Source organism: Pseudonocardia bannensis (assembly GCF_012911875.1).
In the GTDB taxonomy this organism is placed as follows: domain Bacteria; phylum Actinomycetota; class Actinomycetes; order Mycobacteriales; family Pseudonocardiaceae; genus Pseudonocardia; species Pseudonocardia bannensis.
This window is the reverse complement of the sequence record NZ_JAAXKZ010000036.1, coordinates 25,556-45,937: the sequence shown is the minus strand read 5'-3', so window position 1 is coordinate 45,937 and position 20,382 is coordinate 25,556. Positions and strand designations below refer to the sequence as shown.

At 69.2% G+C, this 20,382-nt stretch carries 15 protein-coding genes; 14 read left to right on the top strand and 1 reads right to left on the bottom strand.

Annotation, left to right across the window (positions count from 1 at the left end):
• Nucleotides 1-827 precede the first annotated feature (827 nt).
• Both rpoB and HF519_RS12320 read left to right on the top strand, forming a co-directional pair.
• A complete protein-coding gene (gene rpoB / locus HF519_RS12325; RefSeq protein WP_169413052.1) occupies nucleotides 828-4,334 on the top strand; it encodes a DNA-directed RNA polymerase subunit beta in 3,507 nt (1,168 codons plus the stop codon).
• Nucleotides 4,335-4,381: 47 nt separating this feature from the next.
• On the top strand, nucleotides 4,382-8,284 hold the full coding sequence (locus HF519_RS12320) for a DNA-directed RNA polymerase subunit beta' (RefSeq protein WP_169413051.1): 3,903 nt from the start codon (nucleotides 4,382-4,384) through the stop codon (nucleotides 8,282-8,284).
• Nucleotides 8,285-8,494: 210 nt separating this feature from the next.
• Here HF519_RS12320 and HF519_RS32840 read toward each other — a convergent pair whose 3' ends face one another.
• Nucleotides 8,495-10,864, bottom strand: a complete 2,370-nt coding sequence (locus HF519_RS32840; protein ID WP_169413050.1) for an alpha/beta hydrolase fold domain-containing protein — start codon at nucleotides 10,862-10,864, stop codon at nucleotides 8,495-8,497.
• Nucleotides 10,865-11,358: 494 nt separating this feature from the next.
• Between HF519_RS32840 and rpsL the strand changes: the two genes are divergently transcribed.
• From rpsL to rpsC, 12 genes are all read left to right on the top strand, one after another.
• Complete coding sequence (gene rpsL / locus HF519_RS12310; RefSeq protein ID WP_169383930.1) at nucleotides 11,359-11,733, top strand: 30S ribosomal protein S12; 375 nt, start codon at nucleotides 11,359-11,361, stop codon at nucleotides 11,731-11,733.
• Entirely contained in the window at nucleotides 11,733-12,203 is a 471-nt protein-coding gene (gene rpsG, locus HF519_RS12305; RefSeq protein ID WP_169413049.1) for a 30S ribosomal protein S7, read from the top strand. Before rpsL ends, rpsG begins: the two co-directional genes overlap by 1 nt.
• Nucleotides 12,204-12,247: 44 nt before the next feature.
• Entirely contained in the window at nucleotides 12,248-14,347 is a 2,100-nt protein-coding gene (gene fusA / locus HF519_RS12300; RefSeq protein ID WP_169413048.1) for an elongation factor G, read from the top strand.
• A 119-nt stretch (nucleotides 14,348-14,466) separates the two neighbouring features.
• On the top strand, nucleotides 14,467-15,660 hold the full coding sequence (tuf, locus tag HF519_RS12295) for an elongation factor Tu (RefSeq protein WP_169413047.1): 1,194 nt from the start codon (nucleotides 14,467-14,469) through the stop codon (nucleotides 15,658-15,660).
• Between the two features lie 336 nt (nucleotides 15,661-15,996).
• Nucleotides 15,997-16,302 (top strand): 30S ribosomal protein S10, encoded by a 306-nt coding sequence (rpsJ, locus tag HF519_RS12290; RefSeq protein ID WP_003938093.1) that lies wholly within the window; start codon nucleotides 15,997-15,999, stop codon nucleotides 16,300-16,302.
• Nucleotides 16,303-16,315: 13 nt separating this feature from the next.
• Nucleotides 16,316-16,969: a 50S ribosomal protein L3 gene (gene rplC, locus HF519_RS31265; RefSeq protein WP_169413046.1), complete on the top strand. Its 654-nt coding sequence runs from the start codon at nucleotides 16,316-16,318 to the stop codon at nucleotides 16,967-16,969.
• On the top strand, nucleotides 16,966-17,652 hold the full coding sequence (gene rplD / locus HF519_RS12280; RefSeq protein WP_169413045.1) for a 50S ribosomal protein L4: 687 nt from the start codon (nucleotides 16,966-16,968) through the stop codon (nucleotides 17,650-17,652). The genes rplC and rplD overlap by 4 nt, the downstream gene beginning before the upstream one ends.
• Nucleotides 17,649-17,948 carry a 50S ribosomal protein L23 gene (rplW, locus tag HF519_RS12275; protein WP_169413044.1) on the top strand — a complete coding sequence of 100 codons (300 nt, stop codon included), beginning with the start codon at nucleotides 17,649-17,651 and terminating at the stop codon, nucleotides 17,946-17,948. The genes rplD and rplW overlap by 4 nt, the downstream gene beginning before the upstream one ends.
• Before the next feature lie 16 nt (nucleotides 17,949-17,964).
• Nucleotides 17,965-18,798, top strand: coding sequence for a 50S ribosomal protein L2 (gene rplB / locus HF519_RS12270; RefSeq protein ID WP_169413043.1), 834 nt, complete (start codon nucleotides 17,965-17,967; stop codon nucleotides 18,796-18,798).
• 17 nt (nucleotides 18,799-18,815) lie between these two features.
• Nucleotides 18,816-19,097 (top strand): 30S ribosomal protein S19, encoded by a 282-nt coding sequence (rpsS, locus tag HF519_RS12265; RefSeq protein ID WP_020622935.1) that lies wholly within the window; start codon nucleotides 18,816-18,818, stop codon nucleotides 19,095-19,097.
• 35 nt (nucleotides 19,098-19,132) lie between these two features.
• Complete coding sequence (gene rplV, locus HF519_RS12260; RefSeq protein WP_169413042.1) at nucleotides 19,133-19,561, top strand: 50S ribosomal protein L22; 429 nt, start codon at nucleotides 19,133-19,135, stop codon at nucleotides 19,559-19,561.
• Entirely contained in the window at nucleotides 19,561-20,382 is an 822-nt protein-coding gene (gene rpsC, locus HF519_RS12255) for a 30S ribosomal protein S3 (RefSeq protein WP_169413041.1), read from the top strand. Before rplV ends, rpsC begins: the two co-directional genes overlap by 1 nt.

The following is a 20,382-nucleotide window of genomic DNA, read 5'->3' as shown; positions in this document are numbered from 1 at the left end:
TGTGCTGCACCCCGCGCAGCACCTGCGACGCGTCCAGGTAGTTCAGGCACCCGACCTCGTCGTCCGGACCCCACTTACCCCAGTTGCTGGGCGCGTCGGCACCCAGGAACTCACCCATCGCGGGGGCATCAGACATCCTCGTCTCCTCCTTGCGAGCGGCCTCGTGGTCGCCCGTGATCGTTGTGGCGGCGATCACGGCGTGTCAAGGAGCCCGACGCGGCGTCCCGGATGGTGGATCCGGCACCCGGAACGGCCCAACGGGCGGGTGCGCGAAGCGAGGGACGGGTGGCCCACGGAGCGTGACGAACCTCTCATTCAGCGGCCGTCCGGAGACGCGGTGACCGTCGGGATGTCAGGGAGGTGGCCCGGCGAGCGGTCGGACGGTCGGGCCGGAGGGGGCGAAGGCGCTGCTTGGCGGCCCACTCGTTAGGCTGTAGGGCCCTGACCGGCCGGTCGTCCTCCGAAAGGGACCACTTACCGACGCGTAGAGTCTTGACTCGGTGCGCCTGTCAGGTCACTCTTAGGTCTCGATGGTTCCCTCGGTGACCCGTCTCGACAGCGGCTGCATTTGCAGCTAGACTGCCTCTTTGCGCTGCCTCCGGCCAGGTTTCGTGCGCGCGCTGTCGGGAGCTCCCCACCGGGAGAGGTCCGGCTCGTGTCGACGGACCCTGGTTGGTGCCAGCGCCCGACAACAGACGGCGTGCACCAACCTCTGCGACCAGATGATCGCCCCCGCCCGGACCTCCCGCCCGGGCGAGACGACCAAACGGTAGCGCGTAGGGGCCGGTGCCCGCCAGACGAGAGCGTAGTTCTCGGAAGGACGCATCTTGGCTGTCTCCCGCGCCACCAAGACCCCCGCGACCGCCGTCTCGGCCAACCCGAGCTTCCCGGGCGCACCGACCCGGGTCTCTTTCGCGAAGATCCGCGAGCCGCTCGAGGTTCCCGACCTCCTCGATCTGCAGATCCAGTCCTTCGAGTGGCTGGTCGGCAACGAGGCGTGGTTCCAGCGGCGGATCGACGCCGGCGAGGAGAACCCGCTCGGCGGTCTCGAGGAGATCCTCGCGGAGATTTCTCCGATCGAGGACTTCTCCGGTTCCATGTCCCTGTCCTTCTCCGACCCGCGCTTCGACGAGGTCAAGGCCTCCGTCGAGGAGTGCCGGGACAAGGACATGACGTACGGCGCCCCGCTGTTCGTCACCGCGGAGTTCACCAACAACACCACCGGCGAGATCAAGAGCCAGACGGTGTTCATGGGTGACTTCCCGGTGATGACCGACAAGGGCACCTTCATCATCAACGGCACCGAGCGCGTCGTCGTGTCGCAGCTGGTGCGCTCCCCGGGCGTCTACTTCGATCACAGCATCGACAAGACGACCGAGAAGGACGTCTACTCGGTCAAGATCATCCCGAGCCGGGGCGCCTGGCTCGAGTTCGACGTCGACAAGCGCGACACCGTCGGTGTCCGCATCGACCGCAAGCGTCGGCAGCCGGTCACCGTGCTGCTCAAGGCGCTGGGCTGGACGACCGAGCAGATCCAGCAGCGTTTCGGCTTCTCCGAGACGATCCTCGCGACGCTCGAGAAGGACCACACGGCGGGCCAGGACGAGGCCCTGCTCGACATCTACCGCAAGCTGCGCCCGGGCGAGCCGCCGACGCGCGAGAGCGCGCAGACGCTCCTGGAGAACCTGTTCTTCAAGGACAAGCGCTACGACCTCGCGAAGGTCGGCCGTTACAAGGCCAACAAGAAGCTCGGCCTCCGCATCCCCATGGAGGTCGGGACCCTCACCGAAGAGGACGTCGCCACCACCATCGAGTACCTCGTCCGGCTGCACGCCGGTGAGACCACGATGACCGTGGGCGAGGGCGACGACGCGGTCGAGATCCCGGTCGAGACCGACGACATCGACCACTTCGGCAACCGGCGTCTGCGCACGGTCGGCGAGCTGATCCAGAACCAGGTCCGGGTGGGCCTGTCGCGGATGGAGCGCGTCGTCCGCGAGCGGATGACGACCCAGGACGTCGAGGCGATCACGCCGCAGACCCTGATCAACATCCGGCCCGTCGTGGCCGCGATCAAGGAGTTCTTCGGCACCAGCCAGCTCTCCCAGTTCATGGACCAGCACAACCCGCTCGCGGGCCTGACGCACAAGCGCCGGCTCTCCGCGCTGGGTCCGGGCGGTCTGTCCCGGGAGCGGGCCGGCTTCGAGGTCCGCGACGTGCACCCCAGCCACTACGGCCGGATGTGCCCGATCGAGACCCCCGAAGGTCCGAACATCGGCCTGATCGGGTCGCTGTCGACGTTCGCGCAGGTGAACCCGTTCGGCTTCATCCAGACCCCGTACCGCAAGGTCGAGAACGGCCGGGTCACCGAGCAGATCGACTACCTGACCGCGGACGAGGAGGACCGGTTCGTCATCGCGCAGGCCAACGCGCCGCTGCACGACGACGGCCGCTTCCAGGAAGAGCGCGTCCTGGTCCGCCGCAAGGGCGGCGAGGTCGACTACATCTCGCCGGCCGGCGTCGAGTACATCGACGTCTCGCCGCGGCAGATGGTGTCGGTCGCGACGGCGCTGATCCCGTTCCTCGAGCACGACGACGCGAACCGCGCCCTGATGGGTGCGAACATGCAGCGTCAGGCCGTTCCGCTGCTGCGCAGCGAGGCGCCGCTGGTCGGTACCGGCATGGAGTTGCGCGCCGCGGTCGACGCCGGTGACGTGCTCGTGGCCGACAAGGCCGGTGTGGTCGAGGAGCTGTGCGCCGACTACATCACCGTGATGGCCGACGAGGGCACCCGGCAGACCTACCGGCTGAACAAGTTCCGCCGGTCGAACCAGGGCACCTGCAACAACCAGAAGCCCATCGTCGACGAGGGTCAGCGGGTCGAGGCCGGCCAGGTGCTCGCCGACGGGCCGTGCACCGAGAACGGCGAGATGGCGCTGGGCAAGAACCTGCTCGTCGCGATCATGCCGTGGGAGGGCCACAACTACGAGGACGCGATCATCCTCAGCCAGCGGCTGGTCCAGGACGACGTCCTCACCTCGATCCACATCGAGGAGCACGAGATCGACGCCCGGGACACCAAGCTCGGCGCCGAGGAGATCACCCGGGACATCCCGAACGTCTCCGAGGAGGTGCTCGCCGACCTCGACGAGCGCGGCATCATCCGGATCGGCGCCGAGGTCCAGCCCGGCGACATCCTGGTCGGCAAGGTGACGCCGAAGGGCGAGACCGAGCTGACCCCGGAGGAGCGGCTGCTCCGCGCGATCTTCGGCGAGAAGGCGCGCGAGGTCCGTGACACCTCGCTGAAGGTGCCGCACGGCGAGAACGGCAAGGTCATCGGCATCCGGGTGTTCAGCCGGGACGACGAGGACGAGCTGGCGCCGGGCGTCAACGAGCTGGTCCGGGTCTACGTGGCCCAGAAGCGCAAGATCTCCGACGGCGACAAGCTGGCCGGTCGCCACGGCAACAAGGGTGTCATCGGCAAGATCCTGCCCGTCGAGGACATGCCGTTCCTGCCGGACGGCACCCCGGTCGACATCATCCTGAACACCCACGGTGTTCCGCGACGGATGAACATCGGCCAGGTGCTGGAGACCCACCTCGGGTGGATCGCCAAGTCCGGATGGGAGATCGAGGGCAAGCCCGACTGGGCGTCGATGATGCCCGAGGAGCTCTACTCCGTGCCCGCCGGCACGAACACCGCTGTGCCGGTGTTCGACGGCGCCAAGGAGCACGAGATCACCGGGCTGCTCGGCTCGACGCTGCCCAACCGCGACGGCGAGCGCATGGTCGGCCCGGACGGCAAGGCCCAGCTGTTCGACGGGCGTTCCGGGGAGCCGTACCCGTTCCCGGTGGCCGTCGGCTACATGTACATCCTGAAGCTGGCGCACCTGGTGGACGACAAGATCCACGCTCGCTCGACCGGTCCGTACTCGATGATCACCCAGCAGCCGCTCGGTGGTAAGGCCCAGTTCGGTGGCCAGCGCTTCGGTGAGATGGAGTGCTGGGCCATGCAGGCCTACGGCGCCGCCTACACCCTGCAGGAGCTGCTCACCATCAAGTCGGACGACGTGGTGGGCCGGGTCAAGGTCTACGAGGCCATCGTCAAGGGGGAGAACATCCCCGAGCCGGGCATCCCGGAGTCGTTCAAGGTGCTGCTGAAGGAGCTTCAGTCGCTGTGCCTGAACGTCGAGGTGCTGTCCAGTGACGGTGCGGCCATCGAGATGCGCGACACCGACGACGAGGACCTGGAGCGGGCCGCGGCGAACCTGGGCATCAACCTGTCCAGCCGTCCCGGATCCGACTCCGTCACCGTCGACGACGTCGTGAACTGACCAGACCCGAGGCCACCTGTCGACCTACGAAGGAACTGAGGACACACGTGCTCGACGTCAACTTCTTCGACGAGCTGCGCATCGGCCTGGCGACCGCCGAGGACATCCGCCAGTGGTCCCACGGCGAGGTGAAGAAGCCCGAGACCATCAACTACCGGACGCTGAAGCCGGAGAAGGACGGTCTCTTCTGCGAGAAGATCTTCGGTCCCACCCGGGACTGGGAGTGCTACTGCGGCAAGTACAAGCGCGTCCGGTTCAAGGGCATCATCTGTGAGCGCTGCGGCGTCGAGGTGACCCGTGCCAAGGTCCGCCGCGAGCGGATGGGGCACATCGAGCTGGCCGCCCCGGTCACGCACATCTGGTACTTCAAGGGTGTGCCGAGCCGGCTGGGCTACCTGCTGGACCTGGCGCCGAAGGATCTCGAGAAGATCATCTACTTCGCCGCCTACGTCATCACCAGCGTCAACAAGGAGCTGCGCCAGCAGGACCTGCCCACGCTCGAGAACGAGATGAGCGTGGAGCGCAAGCGGGTCGAGCAGCGCCGCGACACCGACGTGGAGGCCCGGGCCCAGAAGCTCGAGGCCGACCTCGCCGAGCTGGAGGCGGAGGGCGCCAAGAGCGACGTCCGCCGCAAGGTCAAGGAGGGTGGCGAGCGTGAGATGCGCCAGCTCCGTGACCGTGCCCAGCGCGAGCTGGACCGGCTCGACGAGATCTGGACGACCTTCGTCAAGCTGGACGTCCAGCAGCTGATCGCGGACGAGGGGCTCTACCGCGAGCTCTACGACCGCTACGGCGACTACTTCACCGGTGCCATGGGCGCCGAGGCGATCCAGACCCTGCTGCAGAACTTCGACATCGACGCCGAGGCCGAGAACCTGCGGGAGACCATCCGCAGCGGCAAGGGTCAGAAGAAGCTGCGCGCGCTCAAGCGGCTGAAGGTGGTGGCCGCGTTCCAGGCCACCGGCAACAGCCCGATGGGCATGGTGCTGGACTGCGTCCCGGTGATCCCGCCGGACCTGCGCCCGATGGTGCAGCTCGACGGTGGCCGGTTCGCCACGTCGGACCTGAACGACCTGTACCGCCGGGTCATCAACCGGAACAACCGCCTCAAGCGACTGATCGACCTCGGCGCGCCCGAGATCATCGTCAACAACGAGAAGCGGATGCTGCAGGAGGCCGTCGACGCGCTGTTCGACAACGGCCGCCGCGGCCGGCCGGTGACGGGCCCGGGCAACCGGCCGCTCAAGTCGCTGTCCGATCTGCTCAAGGGCAAGCAGGGCCGGTTCCGGCAGAACCTGCTGGGCAAGCGCGTCGACTACTCCGGCCGTTCGGTCATCGTGGTCGGCCCGCAGCTCAAGCTGCACCAGTGCGGTCTGCCCAAGCAGATGGCGCTGGAGCTGTTCAAGCCGTTCGTGATGAAGCGGCTGGTCGACCTCAACCACGCGCAGAACATCAAGTCCGCGAAGCGCATGGTCGAGCGCGGCCGCTCGCAGGTGTGGGACGTGCTGGAGGAGGTCATCTCCGAGCACCCCGTGCTGCTGAACCGCGCGCCGACGCTGCACCGCCTCGGCATCCAGGCCTTCGAGCCGCAGCTGGTGGAGGGTAAGGCCATCCAGCTGCACCCGCTGGTCTGCGAGGCGTTCAACGCCGACTTCGACGGTGACCAGATGGCGGTCCACCTGCCGCTGTCGGCCGAGGCCCAGGCCGAGGCCCGGGTGCTGATGCTCTCGAGCAACAACATCCTGTCGCCGGCGTCGGGTCGTCCGCTCGCGATGCCGCGGCTGGACATGGTGACCGGTCTGTTCCACCTCACCCGGGAGCGCCCCGGCGCCACCGGTGAGGGACAGTCGTTCTCCTCGCCGGCCGAGGCAATCATGGCCTACGACCGCAAGGTGCTCCACCTGCAGGCGCCGATCAAGATCCGGCTCCAGGGTGTGGTGCCGGAGGCCGGGCAGACCGCCGGGGAGGACGGTGTCTGGCGGGCGGAGACGACGCTCGGCCGGGTGCTGTTCAACGAGCTGCTCCCGTCGGACTACCCGTTCGTCAACGAGCCGCTGCCCAAGAAGCGTCAGGCCGCGATCATCAACGACCTGGCCGAGCGGTACTCCATGACCGAGGTCGCGCAGGTGCTCGACCGGCTCAAGGACGCCGGCTTCTACTGGGCCACCCGCTCCGGTGTCACGCTGGCGATCGACGACGTCGTGGTCCCGCCGAACAAGCAGGAGATCCTCGACGGCTACGAGGCCAAGGCCGACCAGGTCAACAAGCGCTACCAGCGGGGCGCCTTGTCCCACCAGGAGCGCAACGACGAGATGGTCAAGATCTGGACCCAGGCGTCCGAAGAGGTCGCCCGGGCCATGGAGGAGAACTTCCCCGAGGACAACCCGATCCCGACGATCGTGAAGTCGGGTGCGGCGGGCAACATGACCCAGGTCCGGCAGCTCGCCGGTATGCGTGGTCTGGTGGCCAACCCGAAGGGCGAGTACATCCCCCGTCCGATCAAGGCCAACTTCCGTGAGGGCCTGTCGGTGCTGGAGTACTTCATCTCCACGCACGGCACCCGTAAGGGTCTGGCGGACACCGCGCTGCGGACCGCCGACTCGGGGTACCTGACCCGTCGTCTCGTCGACGTCTCCCAGGACGTCATCGTCCGCGAGGTCGACTGCGGGACCGAGCGCAGCATCGTCATGCCGGTCACCGAGGAGACCAGCGACGGCCGGCTCATCCCGCACCGCTACATCCGGACCAGCGTCTACGCCCGCAGCTCCGCTGAGGACGTGTACGGCCCGGACGGCGAGCTCGTGGTGCGCCGCGGCGACGACCTCGGCGACCCGGCGCTCGACGCGCTGGTCGCGGCGGGCGTCCGGCAGATCAAGGTGCGCAGCGCCCTGACCTGCACGTCGGCCACCGGCATCTGCGGCATGTGCTACGGCCGTTCGATGGCCACCGGCAAGCTGGTGGACGTCGGCGAGGCCGTCGGCATCGTCGCGGCACAGTCGATCGGTGAGCCGGGTACGCAGCTGACGATGCGTACCTTCCACACCGGTGGTGTGGCCGGGGACGACATCACGACCGGTCTGCCCCGTGTCCAGGAGCTGTTCGAGGCCCGGGTCCCGCGCGGCAAGGCGCCCATCGCCGACGTCGACGGCCGGATCCAGATCGAGGACGGCGACCGCTTCTGGAAGATCACCCTCATCCCGGACGACGGGGGCGAGGAGATCGTCTACGAGAAGCTGTCGAAGCGGCAGTGGCTGGCGATGACCGTCGTGGACGGTCAGGAGCGGCCGCTGGCGGACGGCGACCACGTGCACGTGGGCCAGCTGCTCCTCGAGGGCACGGCCGACCCGCACGAGGTGCTGCGGGTCATGGGTCCGCGCGAGGTGCAGCTGCACCTGGTGCGTGAGGTGCAGAAGGTGTACCGCACGCAGAGCGTGGACATCCACGACAAGCACATCGAGGTCATCGTCCGGCAGATGCTGCGCCGGGTCACGATCATCGACTCGGGTGCGACGGAGTTCCTGCCCGGTGCGCTGGCCGAGCGGTCGGACTTCGAGTCCGCCAACCGTCAGGTGGTGGCCGAGGGCGGCGAGCCGGCCTCGGGTCGCCCGGTGCTGATGGGGATCACGAAGGCCTCGCTGGCGACGGAGTCGTGGCTGTCCGCGGCGTCGTTCCAGGAGACCACCCGGATCCTCACCGATGCCGCGATCAACGGAAAGCGCGACAAGCTCGTCGGGCTGAAGGAGAACGTGATCATCGGCAAGCTGATCCCGGCCGGTACGGGCATCAGCCGGTACCGCAACATCCAGGTGCAGCCCACCGAGGAGGCCCGCGCGGCCGCCTACGCCCTGCCGAGCTACGACGACGGCTACTACAGCCCCGACGTGTTCGGTACGGGTACCGGTGCAGCGGTGCCGCTGGACGACTACGACTTCGGGCGCGACTACCGCTGACGCGGTAGCCACCTGAGGTCCGGCACCCGAACGGGGCCGGGGACCGCTCTCCCGCGGCGGTCCCCGGCCCCGTTCGTCGTTTCCGGGCGTTGTCCCGCAGGCGCGGCGTCCGAGCCGTTCCGCGGAGCCCCCAGCACATGATCCCCGGCTCGGAGCCGCGAGCCTCGGGCGTCGCGGCCACCGAGCGCGGCAGGCGAGGTCCGGAGCCGGTCAGCGAGCGGGGAGCGGCTCGACGTGGTAGTCCGCCGGGTCGAAGCGGCTGGTGCGCTTGCGGTACTCGCGCATCAGGCCCGGCCAGTTGTTGACGATCCGGCCGGACGCCGTCCGGTACCAGCTCGAGCAGCCGGTCCAGACGCTCTCGGAGAGCCGGCGCTGCATCTCGCTGTCGAACGCCGACGCCGCCTCGGAGCGCACGGTGAGGCTGCGCGCCCCCGCCGACAGGCGGTGCACGGCCTCCCGGACGTAGTGGATCTGGGACTCCAGCATGTGCACGACCGAGCCCGACCCGACGTTGGTGTTCGGGCCGTAGAGCAGGAACAGGTTCGGGAACTCCGGCACGGTGATGCCGAGGTAGGCCCGGGCCCCGTCGCGCCACTGCTCGCTCAGTTCCTGGCCGTCGGGTCCGAACACCTTCATGGGAGCCAGGAAGTCGTTCGTGGCGAAGCCGGTCCCGAAGATGATCACGTCGGCCGGATGCTCCACGCCGTCGCTCGTGCGCACGCCGTTCGCGGTCACCTCGGCGATGGGATCGGTGACGACGTCGACGTGCGGCCGGGCGAGGGCCCGCAGGTACTCCGACGAGATCAGCAGCCGCTTGCAGCCGATGGGGTAGTCCGGGCGCAGTTTCTCGCGCAGCGCGGCGTCGGGCACCTGGCGGCGCAGCAGCCCCTCGAACGCGTACCGGAACGGCACGGCGGCGGTCTGGACGGTCGTGAGGCCGAGGGCGCCGACCTCGAAGAACGCCGCCCAGCCGACGCGTGCGGCGTTGCGCCAGGCCGGCACCCGCCGGAACAGTGCGTGGTGCCAGGCGCGGTACCGGCGGTCCGGCTTGGGGATCAGGTACGGCGCCGACCGCTGGAACACCGTCACGGCGCCGACCCGGTCGGCGATGGCCGGCACGAACTGCACGGCGCTGGCCCCGGTGCCGATGACGGCGACCCGCTTGCCGGTGAGGTCGACGTCGTGGTCCCAGCGGGCCGAGTGGAACACCGGGCCGTCGAACCGGTCGAGGCCGGGCAGGGCGGGGGTCGCGGGCCGGGACAGCTGCCCGCAGGCGGAGACCAGAACGTCGGCCTCGACGGTCTCGCCGCCGGCCGTGCTCAGCCGCCACGTGGCCGTCGGCGCGTCGTAGCGGGCCTCGGTGACCTCGGTGCCCAGCCGCAGGTGCCCGTCGAGGCCGCCCTCGGTCGCCACCCGGCGCAGGTAGCGCAGGATGTCGGGCTGGGGCGCGAAGCGCCGCGACCACTCGTGGCCGGGCGCGAAGGAGAAGGAGTAGAGGTGTGACGGCACGTCGCAGGCGGCGCCGGGATAGGTGTTGTCCCGCCAGACGCCGCCGACGCCGTCGGCCCGGTCGAGGATGGTGAGGTCGGCGGCGTCGCGGTAGCCGGCCTCGCGCAACGCGATGCCCATCCCGATCCCGCCGAACCCGGCCCCGACGACGGCGACACGCGGTCGGCGCGCCGCGCAGTCCCGTCGCAAGGCGGCGCCGAGCTCGGCCACCGCGGCGTCGGCCTCGGCGAGCAGCCCGGCGAAGATCGGGTAGTCGTGCCACATCCGGGGGGCCCGGCGGTAGGTGACGGGCACGCCCGCGGCCCGGGCCCGGTCGACCAGCGCGTCGGAGTCGCTCACCAGCAGCTCGCGTGCCCCCGCGATGACGTGCAGCGGCGGCAGGCCGGCCAGGTCGGCGTGCAGCGGGGTCAGCTCTGGGGTGTCGGCCGGCGCGCCCGCGCGGTACGCCCGGGCCGAGTCGGCGAGCCAGCGTGGGTCGAGCATCGCGTCCCGGTGCGCGTTCGCGGCGACGGCGGGTCCGGTGAGGTCGAGATCCAGCCAGGGGGAGATGAGGCCGACGGTGGCGGGCAGGTCCTCCCCGGCCGCCCGCAGCCGCAGCAGCAGCGCGAGGGCCACCCCGCCGCCGGCGGAATCACCGACGACCGCGATGCGTTGTGCTGGGTGGCCCGCTGCGCGCAGGGCCCGGTAGGCGGCGTGTGCGTCGTCGACCGCGGCGGGGTACGGGTGTTCCGGTGCCCGCCGGTAGTGCAGCAGGTGGACGGGAGCGCCGGTGGCGCGGCTCAGGTGTCCCGCGAGGGAACCGTGCGAGCCGGGTGAACCGGTGACGTATCCGCCACCGTGCAGGAACAGGACGACGTGGGGGCCGGCAGCGCCGGGAGCCACGAAGCGGACCGCGGGGACACCACCGAGTGGCTCCGTGGTCCGGCGGACGCCGGGAGGTGCCGGCACGGTTCGACCCGCGAGGTCGAGCAGCCGGCGCTGGGCCGGGACCGGAACACGGGGGGACAGGATCGGCGCGACGACGGCGCGCACGATCCCGCTGACGACAGGTCGGGGCACCCGAATGCTCATTACCGGACGGTAACTACTCGGCCATTCGGGCGGTACAGCAGGATCCGGGACCGGTCGTCGCGGGGCGTGTGTCCGGACTCACCGCAGGTGGCGACGAGGTCGACGCCGCGACGAGCGGCCATCGGTACGCGGCGAGCGGGTGAGTCGGCTTGCGGCGAAGCGGTTGTTACGGCACCCTGCCGACGACGACTGCGGACCCGTTTTGACCCCTCAACTGCGGGCCGGGTACTCTGTGGTCTTGCGCTCGACCATGGTCGGGCCGATCCGCGTGCCCGATGGTCACCGGCTCTGCGCTTCAGTGCGGGGCGGGACCGACGGGTCGCGGGCCACCCGGACTCTCCTGCTGGGTTCCCCGACCTGCCATGAGGAGCTTCGGGTGCGACACGCCCGACCTCGGGGTACGGGCGGCCGGTGCAGCCGTCCGTCCGACCATCCCGCACAGCACGATCTAAGAGATACAGCCGAGCAAGCCGACGGGAAGAAGTAAACGGTCCATGCCCACGATCCAGCAGCTGGTCCGCAAGGGCCGTCAGGACAAGGTCGCGAAGACCAAGACCGCCGCGCTCAAGGGGAGCCCCCAGCGCCGCGGGGTCTGCACGCGCGTGTACACCACGACGCCCAAGAAGCCGAACTCCGCGCTGCGCAAGGTCGCCCGCGTCCGGCTGACCAGCCTGATCGAGGTCACCGCCTACATCCCGGGTGAGGGCCACAACCTCCAGGAGCACTCCATCGTGCTCGTCCGCGGCGGCCGGGTGAAGGACCTGCCGGGCGTCCGCTACAAGATCGTCCGGGGTTCCCTGGACACCCAGGGCGTCAAGAACCGCAAGCAGGCGCGTAGCCGCTACGGCGCGAAGAAGGAGAAGAGCTGATGCCCCGCAAGGGTCCCGCCCCGAAGCGGCCGTTGGTCTCCGACCCGGTGTACAGCTCGCCGCTGGTCACCCAGCTGGTGAACAAGGTGCTGCAGGACGGCAAGCGCTCGCTGGCCGAGCGCATCGTCTACGCCGCGCTCGAGGGCACCCGGGAGAAGACCGGCACCGACCCGGTGGTCACGCTGAAGCGTGCGCTGGACAACGTCAAGCCGGCCCTCGAGGTCCGCAGCCGCCGTGTCGGTGGCGCGACCTACCAGGTCCCGGTCGAGGTCCGTGCCGTCCGGCAGACCACGCTGGGCCTGCGGTGGCTGGTCTCGTACGCCGGTCAGCGTCGCGAGAAGACGATGGTCGAGCGGCTGATGAACGAGCTGCTCGACGCGAGCAACGGGCTGGGCGCCAGCGTGAAGCGGCGCGAGGACATGCACAAGATGGCGGAGTCCAACAAGGCCTTCGCCCACTACCGCTGGTGACGGGCCGACCGTCCGCGCACCACTGCTGAGGGAGCGAGCGACAAGTGGCACGGGACGTGCTGACGGACCTGGGCAAGGTCCGCAACATCGGCATCATGGCGCACATCGACGCCGGCAAGACCACCACCACCGAGCGGATCCTCTTCTACACCGGGATCAACTACAAGCTCGGTGAGGTGCACGACGGTGCCGCCACCATGGACTGGATGGAGGAGGAGCAGAAGCGCGGTATCACGATCACGTCGGCCGCGACGACCTGCTTCTGGAAAGACCACCAGATCAACATCATCGACACCCCGGGGCACGTCGACTTCACCGTCGAGGTGGAGCGGTCCCTGCGGGTGCTCGACGGCGCCGTCGCGGTCTTCGACGGCAAGGAGGGCGTCGAGCCCCAGTCCGAGCAGGTCTGGCGGCAGGCCACCAAGTACGACGTCCCGCGCATCTGCTTCGTCAACAAGATGGACAAGCTCGGTGCGGACTTCTACTTCACCGTGCGCACCATCGAGGAGCGCCTCGGCGCTCGGCCGCTGCCGCTGCAGCTGCCGATCGGCTCCGAGAGCGAGTTCATCGGAGTCGTCGACCTGGTCGAGATGCGCGCGCTGACCTGGCGCGGCGAGGTCCAGAAGGGCGACGACTACGCGGTCGAGGAGATCCCCGCCGACCTGGCCGACCGTGCCGCGGAGTACCGCGAGAAGCTGGTCGAGGCCGTCGCGGAGACCGACGACGCGCTGATGGAGGCCTACCTCGGCGGTGAGGAGGTCACCACCGAGCAGATCAAGCAGGGCATCCGCAAGATCGTGAACGACCGGATCGCCTACCCGGTGCTGTGCGGCTCCGCGTTCAAGAACAAGGGCGTGCAGCCCATGCTCGACGCGGTCATCGACTACCTGCCGTCGCCGATCGACGTGCCGCCGGTCGAGGGCACGCTGCCGGACGGGGAGACCCCGGCCAGCCGCAAGCCGAGCACCGACGAGCCGTTCTCGGCGCTCGCGTTCAAGATCGCTGCGCACCCGTTCTTCGGCAAGCTCACCTACGTCCGGGTCTACTCGGGCCGGGTCGCCGCGGGTTCCCAGGTCATCAACTCGACCAAGGACCGCAAGGAGCGCATCGGGAAGCTCTTCCAGATGCACGCCAACAAGGAGAACCCGGTCGACGAGGCCCTGGCCGGCCACATCTACGCGGTCATCGGCCTGAAGGACACGACCACGGGCGAGACGCTCTGCGACCCGCAGGCGCCGATCGTCCTCGAGTCGATGACCTTCCCGGACCCGGTGATCCAGGTCGCGGTGGAGCCGAAGACCAAGGCCGACCAGGAGAAGCTCTCGACGGCGATCCAGAAGCTGGCCGAGGAGGACCCCACGTTCCAGGTGTCCCTGGACGAGGAGACCGGCCAGACCATCATCGCCGGCATGGGTGAGCTGCACCTCGAGGTGCTGGTCAACCGCATGAAGAGCGACTTCAAGGTCGAGGCCAACATCGGCAAGCCGCAGGTGGCCTACCGGGAGACGATCCGCCGCCCGGTCGAGAAGTTCGAGTACACGCACAAGAAGCAGACCGGTGGCTCGGGCCAGTTCGCTCGCGTGATCATCGCGCTGGAGCCGCTGAACACCGCGGACGGTGCGCTGTACGAGTTCGACAACAAGGTCACCGGTGGTCGCGTCCCGCGGGAGTACATCCCGTCGGTGGACGCCGGCGCCCAGGACGCCATGCAGTACGGCGTGCTGGCGGGCTACCCGCTGGTCGGCATCAAGCTGACCCTGCTGGACGGCCAGTACCACGAGGTCGACTCGTCCGAGATGGCCTTCAAGGTCGCCGGTTCGATGGCCCTCAAGGAGGCTGCGCGCAAGGCCGACCCGGCCCTGCTCGAGCCGATGATGGCCGTCGAGGTCACCACGCCCGAGGACTACATGGGCGATGTCATCGGCGACCTCAACTCCCGCCGTGGCCAGATCCAGGCCATGGAGGAGCGGGCCGGCGCCCGCGTCGTCAAGGCGCTGGTGCCGCTGTCGGAGATGTTCGGCTACGTCGGTGACCTGCGGTCGCGGACCCAGGGCCGGGCGAACTACACGATGGTCTTCGATTCGTACGCGGAGGTTCCGACCAACGTGGCCAAGGAGATCATCGCCAAGGCGACGGGCGAGTAAGAGGTGCGTGCCGCGGACCTGTAGGGTCCGCGGCCCGTTCCCGTACGACCCCGGAAGCACTTACCAGACCTGCCGTCAGCACGGCGGACAAGAAGAACTCAGTCCAGGAGGACCCTGCAGTGGCGAAGGCGAAGTTCGAGCGGACCAAGCCGCACGTCAACATCGGCACGATTGGTCACATCGACCACGGCAAGACCACGCTGACGGCGGCCATCACCAAGGTTCTGCACGACAAGTACCCGAACCTCAACGAGGCGTCGGCGTTCGACCAGATCGACAAGGCTCCCGAGGAGCGTCAGCGCGGCATCACGATCTCGATCGCGCACGTCGAGTACCAGACCGAGAAGCGGCACTACGCGCACGTCGACTGCCCCGGTCACGCCGACTACATCAAGAACATGATCACCGGTGCGGCCCAGATGGACGGCGCCATCCTGGTGGTCGCGGCGACCGACGGCCCGATGCCGCAGACCCGCGAGCACGTGCTGCTGGCCCGCCAGGTCGGCGTGCCCTACATCGTGGTCGCGCTGAACAAGGCCGACATGGTCGACGACGAGGAGATCCTGGAGCTCGTCGAGCTCGAGGTCCGCGAGCTGCTGTCGTCCCAGGACTACCCGGGTGACGACCTGCCGATCGTGCGCGTCTCGGCCCTCAAGGCCCTCGAGGGCGACGCCGAGTGGGGCGAGAAGCTGCTCGAGCTCATGAACGCGGTCGACGAGTCGATCCCGGAGCCCGAGCGCGACATCGAGAAGCCGTTCCTCATGCCCGTCGAGGACGTCTTCACCATCACCGGCCGCGGCACCGTGGTCACCGGCCGCATCGAGCGCGGCATCGTGAAGGTGAACGAGGAGGTCGAGATCGTCGGCATCCGCGAGAAGTCGACCAAGACCACCGTCACCGGTGTCGAGATGTTCCGCAAGATCCTCGACGAGGGTCGCGCGGGTGAGAACGTCGGCCTGCTGCTCCGCGGCATCAAGCGCGAGGACGTCGAGCGCGGTCAGGTCGTCGTGAAGCCGGGTTCGATCACCCCGCACACCGAGTTCGAGGGCCAGGTCTACATCCTGTCCAAGGACGAGGGTGGCCGGCACACGCCGTTCTTCAACAACTACCGGCCGCAGTTCTACTTCCGTACCACGGACGTGACCGGTGTGGTGACCCTGCCCAGCGGGACCGAGATGGTCATGCCGGGCGACAACACCTCGATGAGCGTCGCGCTGATCCAGCCGATCGCCATGGAGGAGGGCCTGCAGTTCGCCATCCGCGAGGGTGGTCGGACCGTCGGCGCCGGCCAGGTCACCAAGATCAACAAGTAAGACCCCCCGGTTGAGGAGGCTGCACTCCGGTGTGGCATCCTTGACGGGTTGCGCGTACGGCTGCGGCGCGCGGGATCCCATGATTCCGCGCGCCGTGCCGGGCGCCAGCCCCCGAACACAGCACCCCCCGTGGGGTGCACGTGACCCGGGGACCGGTATGAGGTTCGAGCGCGACACGCCCGACCTCGTGGACCGGAGCCCACGGAGTGAGACCTGAACAGAGCGCGGGCCGCGGCTGGAGTCGCCAGTGAGCGGTGCGAGCCCTGCGGGGCTCCTTGCGGGCACGACCCGGAGCACGCGTACGCAGCGGCAGGAAGAAGAGGACGACCGACGACCATGGCGGGACAGAAGATCCGCATCAGGCTGAAGGCCTACGACCACGAGGCAATCGACGCGTCTGCTCGCAAGATCGTCGAGACGGTGACGCGTACCGGTGCCAGGGTCGTCGGGCCGGTGCCGCTGCCGACCGAGAAGAACGTCTACTGCGTCATCCGCTCGCCGCACAAGTACAAGGACTCGCGCGAGCACTTCGAGATGCGCACCCACAAGCGGCTGATCGACATCCTCGACCCGACGCCGAAGACGGTCGACGCGCTCATGCGCATCGACCTGCCGGCCAGCGTCGACGTCAACATTCAGTAGGGCTGACGAACCGATGACTGACAGGCAGATCACCGGGATCCTGGGCAGGAAGCTCGGGATGACCCAGGTATTCGACGAGAACAACCGGGTGGTTCCGGTCACCGTGGTCCAGGCCGGGCCCAATGTCGTGACCCAGGTCCGCTCGGCCGAGAAGGACGGTTACGTCGCCGTCCAGCTCGCCTACGGCGCCGTCGACCCGCGCAAGGTGAACAAGCCGGAGACCGGCCACTTCACCAAGGCCGGCGTGACCCCGCGCCGCTACCTGATCGAGCTGCGGACGTCCGACGCGGGCGAGTACACCGTCGGCCAGGAGATCACCGCCGAGGTGTTCGACGCCGGCGCGGTGGTCGACGTGGTCGGCACCAGCAAGGGCAAGGGCACCGCGGGTGTCATGAAGCGCCACGGCTTCAAGGGTCTGGGCGCGTCGCACGGTACCCAGCGCAAGCACCGCTCGCCGGGCTCCATCGGCGGCTGCGCCACTCCGGGCCGGGTCTTCAAGGGCCTGCGGATGGCCGGGCGCATGGGTGTCGCGCGGGTGACCACGCAGAACCTGACCGTCCACCGGGTGGACGCCGACAACGGGCTGCTGCTGATCAAGGGCGCGGTTCCCGGTCCGCGCGGCGGCCTGGTCGTGGTCAAGTCGGCCGCGAAGGGTGGTGTCAAGTGACCAGCGTTGAGATCAAGACCCCCAGCGGGGGCACCGAGGGCAGCGTCGAGCTGCCGGCTCACGTCTTCGACGTGACGGCGAACGTCCCGCTGATGCACCAGGTCGTGGTGGCCCAGCTGGCCGCGGCCCGGCAGGGCACGCACGACACGAAGACCCGTGGCGAGGTGCGCGGCGGTGGCCGCAAGCCGTACCGCCAGAAGGGCACCGGGCGCGCCCGCCAGGGCTCGACCCGCGCGCCGCAGTTCGCCGGCGGTGGTGTGGTGCACGGCCCGACGCCGCGCGACTACGCGCAGAAGACGCCCAAGAAGATGAAGGCCGCCGCGCTGCGCGGGGCGCTCTCCGACCGGGCCCGGGCCGGCCTCGTGCATGTCGTGTCCGGGATCGTCACCGGCGACACGCCGTCGACCAAGACGGCCCGCGCGGTGATCGAGACCCTGGTCACCGACCAGAAGACCCGGGTCCTCGCGGTCGTCGGCCGCGACGACACGGTGAGCCTGCAGAGCCTGCGCAACCTGCCGTCCGTGCACCTGATCGCGCCGGACCAGCTGAACACCTACGACGTGCTCGTCAACGACATCGTGGTGTTCACGTCGGATGCGCTGGACACGTTCCTCGCGGGCCCCGTCGCCGCTCCGCGGTCGGCGAAGCGCGCGGGCGGTGCCGCCGAGGAGGATGGCAAGTGATCCCCGACCCGCACGACATCCTGGTCGCGCCGGTGGTGTCGGAGAAGAGCTACGGGCTGCTCGAGGAGCGCCAGTACACCTTCCTCGTCGCGCCGGACGCGAACAAGACCGAGATCAAGATCGCCGTGGAGAAGGTGTTCGGGGTCAAGGTGCTCAGCGTGAACACGCTGAACCGCCCGGGCAAGCGCAAGCGCTCCCGCACCGGCTACGGCAAGCGCAAGGACACCAAGCGCGCGGTCGTCACGCTCTCCGAGGAGAGCAAGACGATCGACGTGTTCGGTGGCCGGGCGAGCTGAGGGAGCGAGCAGACCCATGGGTATCCGCAAGTACAAGCCGACCACCCCCGGCCGCCGCGGCGCCAGCGTCTCCGACTTCGCCGAGATCACCCGGTCCGAGCCGGAGAAGTCGCTGATCCGTCCGCTGCACAGCAAGGGCGGGCGGAACGTGCACGGCAAGGTGACCGCGCGCCACCAGGGCGGCGGGCACAAGCGCGCCTACCGGCTGATCGACTTCCGGCGGGCGGACAAGGACGGCGTGCCGGCCAAGGTCGCGCACATCGAGTACGACCCGAACCGCACCTCGCGGATCGCGCTGCTGCACTACGCCGACGGCGAGAAGCGCTACATCATCGCGCCGGCGAAGATCAAGCAGGGCGACCGGATCGAGAGCGGCCCGAAGGCCGACATCAAGGTCGGCAACAACCTGCCGCTGCGCAACATCCCGACCGGCACCGTGGTGCACGCGATCGAGCTCCGCCCCGGCGGCGGCGCCAAGATCGCCCGTGCCGCCGGCTCGGGTGTGCAGCTGGTCGCCAAGGACGGCCCGTACGCGCAGCTGCGCATGCCGTCCGGCGAGATCCGCAACGTCGACGTGCGCTGCCGCGCCACGGTCGGCGAGGTGGGCAACGCCGAGCAGTCGAACATCAACTGGGGCAAGGCCGGCCGCATGCGGTGGAAGGGCAAGCGCCCGACCGTCCGTGGTGTGGCCATGAACCCGGTCGACCACCCGCACGGTGGTGGTGAGGGCAAGACCTCCGGTGGTCGGCACCCGGTGAACCCGAACGGCAAGCCGGAGGGTCGCACCCGCCGCCGCAAGCCGAGTGACAAGTTGATCGTCCGCCGGCGTCGTACCGGCAAGAAGCGCTGAGCAGGGAGGTTCAAGACATGCCGCGCAGCCTGAAGAAGGGCCCGTTCGTGGACGACCACCTGCTCAAGAAGGTGGACGCCCTCAACGAGTCGGGCAAGAAGACCGTTATCCGGACCTGGTCCCGCCGGTCCACGATCATCCCGGACATGATCGGCCACACGATTGCGGTGCACGACGGCCGCAAGCACGTGCCGGTCTTCGTCTCGGACTCGATGGTCGGCCACAAGCTGGGGGAGTTCGCCCCCACCCGGACCTTCCGGGGCCACATCAAGGACGACCGCAAAGCGCGTCGGCGCTGAGCGGCCCGAGTAGCGACTAGGAGAGGTGGAGAGGAATGGCTGACGACAGCCAGAACACCCCCGGCGCCGCGCTCGAGCTGCCTCGCGCGCACGCCAAGGCCAGGTTCGTCCACATGTCGCCGACCAAGGTCCGGCGCGTGGTCGAGCTGATCAAGGGCCGGCCGGTGGCCGAGGCCCTGAGCGTCCTGCGGTTCTCGCCGCAGGCCGCGGCCGAGCCGGTGGCCAAGGTCGTGGCGAGCGCCGCGGCCAACGCCGAGAACAACTTCGACATGGATCCGGACACCCTGGTGGTGGCCGTGGCCTACGTCGACGAGGGCCCGACGCTCAAGCGCATCCGGCCGCGTGCGCAGGGTCGCGCGTACCGGATCCGCAAGCGGACGAGCCACATCACCATCGAGGTGGAGTCGCGGCCGGCCAAGGCGGGCACGCGAGGCGCCCGAGGTGCGAAGGGGAGGGCCCGCTGATGGGTCAGAAGATCAACCCGCACGGGTTCCGGCTCGGTATCACCACCGACTGGAAGTCCCGGTGGTACGCCGACAAGCAGTACGCCGAGTACGTCAAGGAGGACGTCGAGATCCGCCGCATGCTCTCCAAGGGCATGGAGCGGGCCGGCATCTCCAAGGTCGAGATCGAGCGGACCCGGGACCGGGTGCGGGTGGACATCCACACCGCCCGTCCGGGCATCGTCATCGGCCGTCGTGGTGCCGAGGCGGACCGCATCCGTGGCCAGCTCGAGAAGCTGACCAAGAAGCAGGTCCAGCTCAACATCCTCGAGGTCAAGAACTCCGAGTCGGACGCGCAGCTCGTGGCGCAGGGCGTCGCCGAGCAGCTGTCCAACCGCGTGGCGTTCCGTCGCGCGATGCGTAAGGCCATCCAGTCGGCCATGCGCTCGCCGCAGGTCAAGGGCATCCGGGTGCAGTGCTCGGGTCGTCTCGGCGGCGCGGAGATGTCGCGGTCGGAGTTCTACCGTGAGGGTCGGGTGCCGCTGCACACGCTGCGCGCCGACATCGACTACGGCCTGTTCGAGGCCCGTACGACCTTCGGCCGGATCGGTGTGAAGGTCTGGATCTACAAGGGCGACGTGGTCGGTGGCCGCCGTGAGGGCGCGCCCGCCGTTGCCGAGCCGAGCCGTGGCCCGCGCCGCGAGCGTCCCGCCCGTCGTCGTTCGGGTGCCTCGGGCACGACGGCGACCAGCACGGACGCCGGCCGCGCCGCCGCCGAGCAGGCCGGTGGCGGAGTCGCCACCGAGACCACGCCGACCGAGAACACCGGTGGGGAGGCCTGA

Coding starts and splice junctions, on each gene's coding strand:
- HF519_RS32840 (WP_169413050.1), bottom strand. CDS start 10,864: ATGAGCATTCGGGTGCCCCGACCTGTCGTCAGCGGGATCGTGCGCGCC.
- rpsL (WP_169383930.1), top strand. CDS start 11,359: ATGCCCACGATCCAGCAGCTGGTCCGCAAGGGCCGTCAGGACAAGGTC.
- rpsG (WP_169413049.1), top strand. CDS start 11,733: ATGCCCCGCAAGGGTCCCGCCCCGAAGCGGCCGTTGGTCTCCGACCCG.
- rpsJ (WP_003938093.1), top strand. CDS start 15,997: ATGGCGGGACAGAAGATCCGCATCAGGCTGAAGGCCTACGACCACGAG.
- rplC (WP_169413046.1), top strand. CDS start 16,316: ATGACTGACAGGCAGATCACCGGGATCCTGGGCAGGAAGCTCGGGATG.
- rplB (WP_169413043.1), top strand. CDS start 17,965: ATGGGTATCCGCAAGTACAAGCCGACCACCCCCGGCCGCCGCGGCGCC.
- rpsS (WP_020622935.1), top strand. CDS start 18,816: ATGCCGCGCAGCCTGAAGAAGGGCCCGTTCGTGGACGACCACCTGCTC.
- rplV (WP_169413042.1), top strand. CDS start 19,133: ATGGCTGACGACAGCCAGAACACCCCCGGCGCCGCGCTCGAGCTGCCT.
- rpsC (WP_169413041.1), top strand. CDS start 19,561: ATGGGTCAGAAGATCAACCCGCACGGGTTCCGGCTCGGTATCACCACC.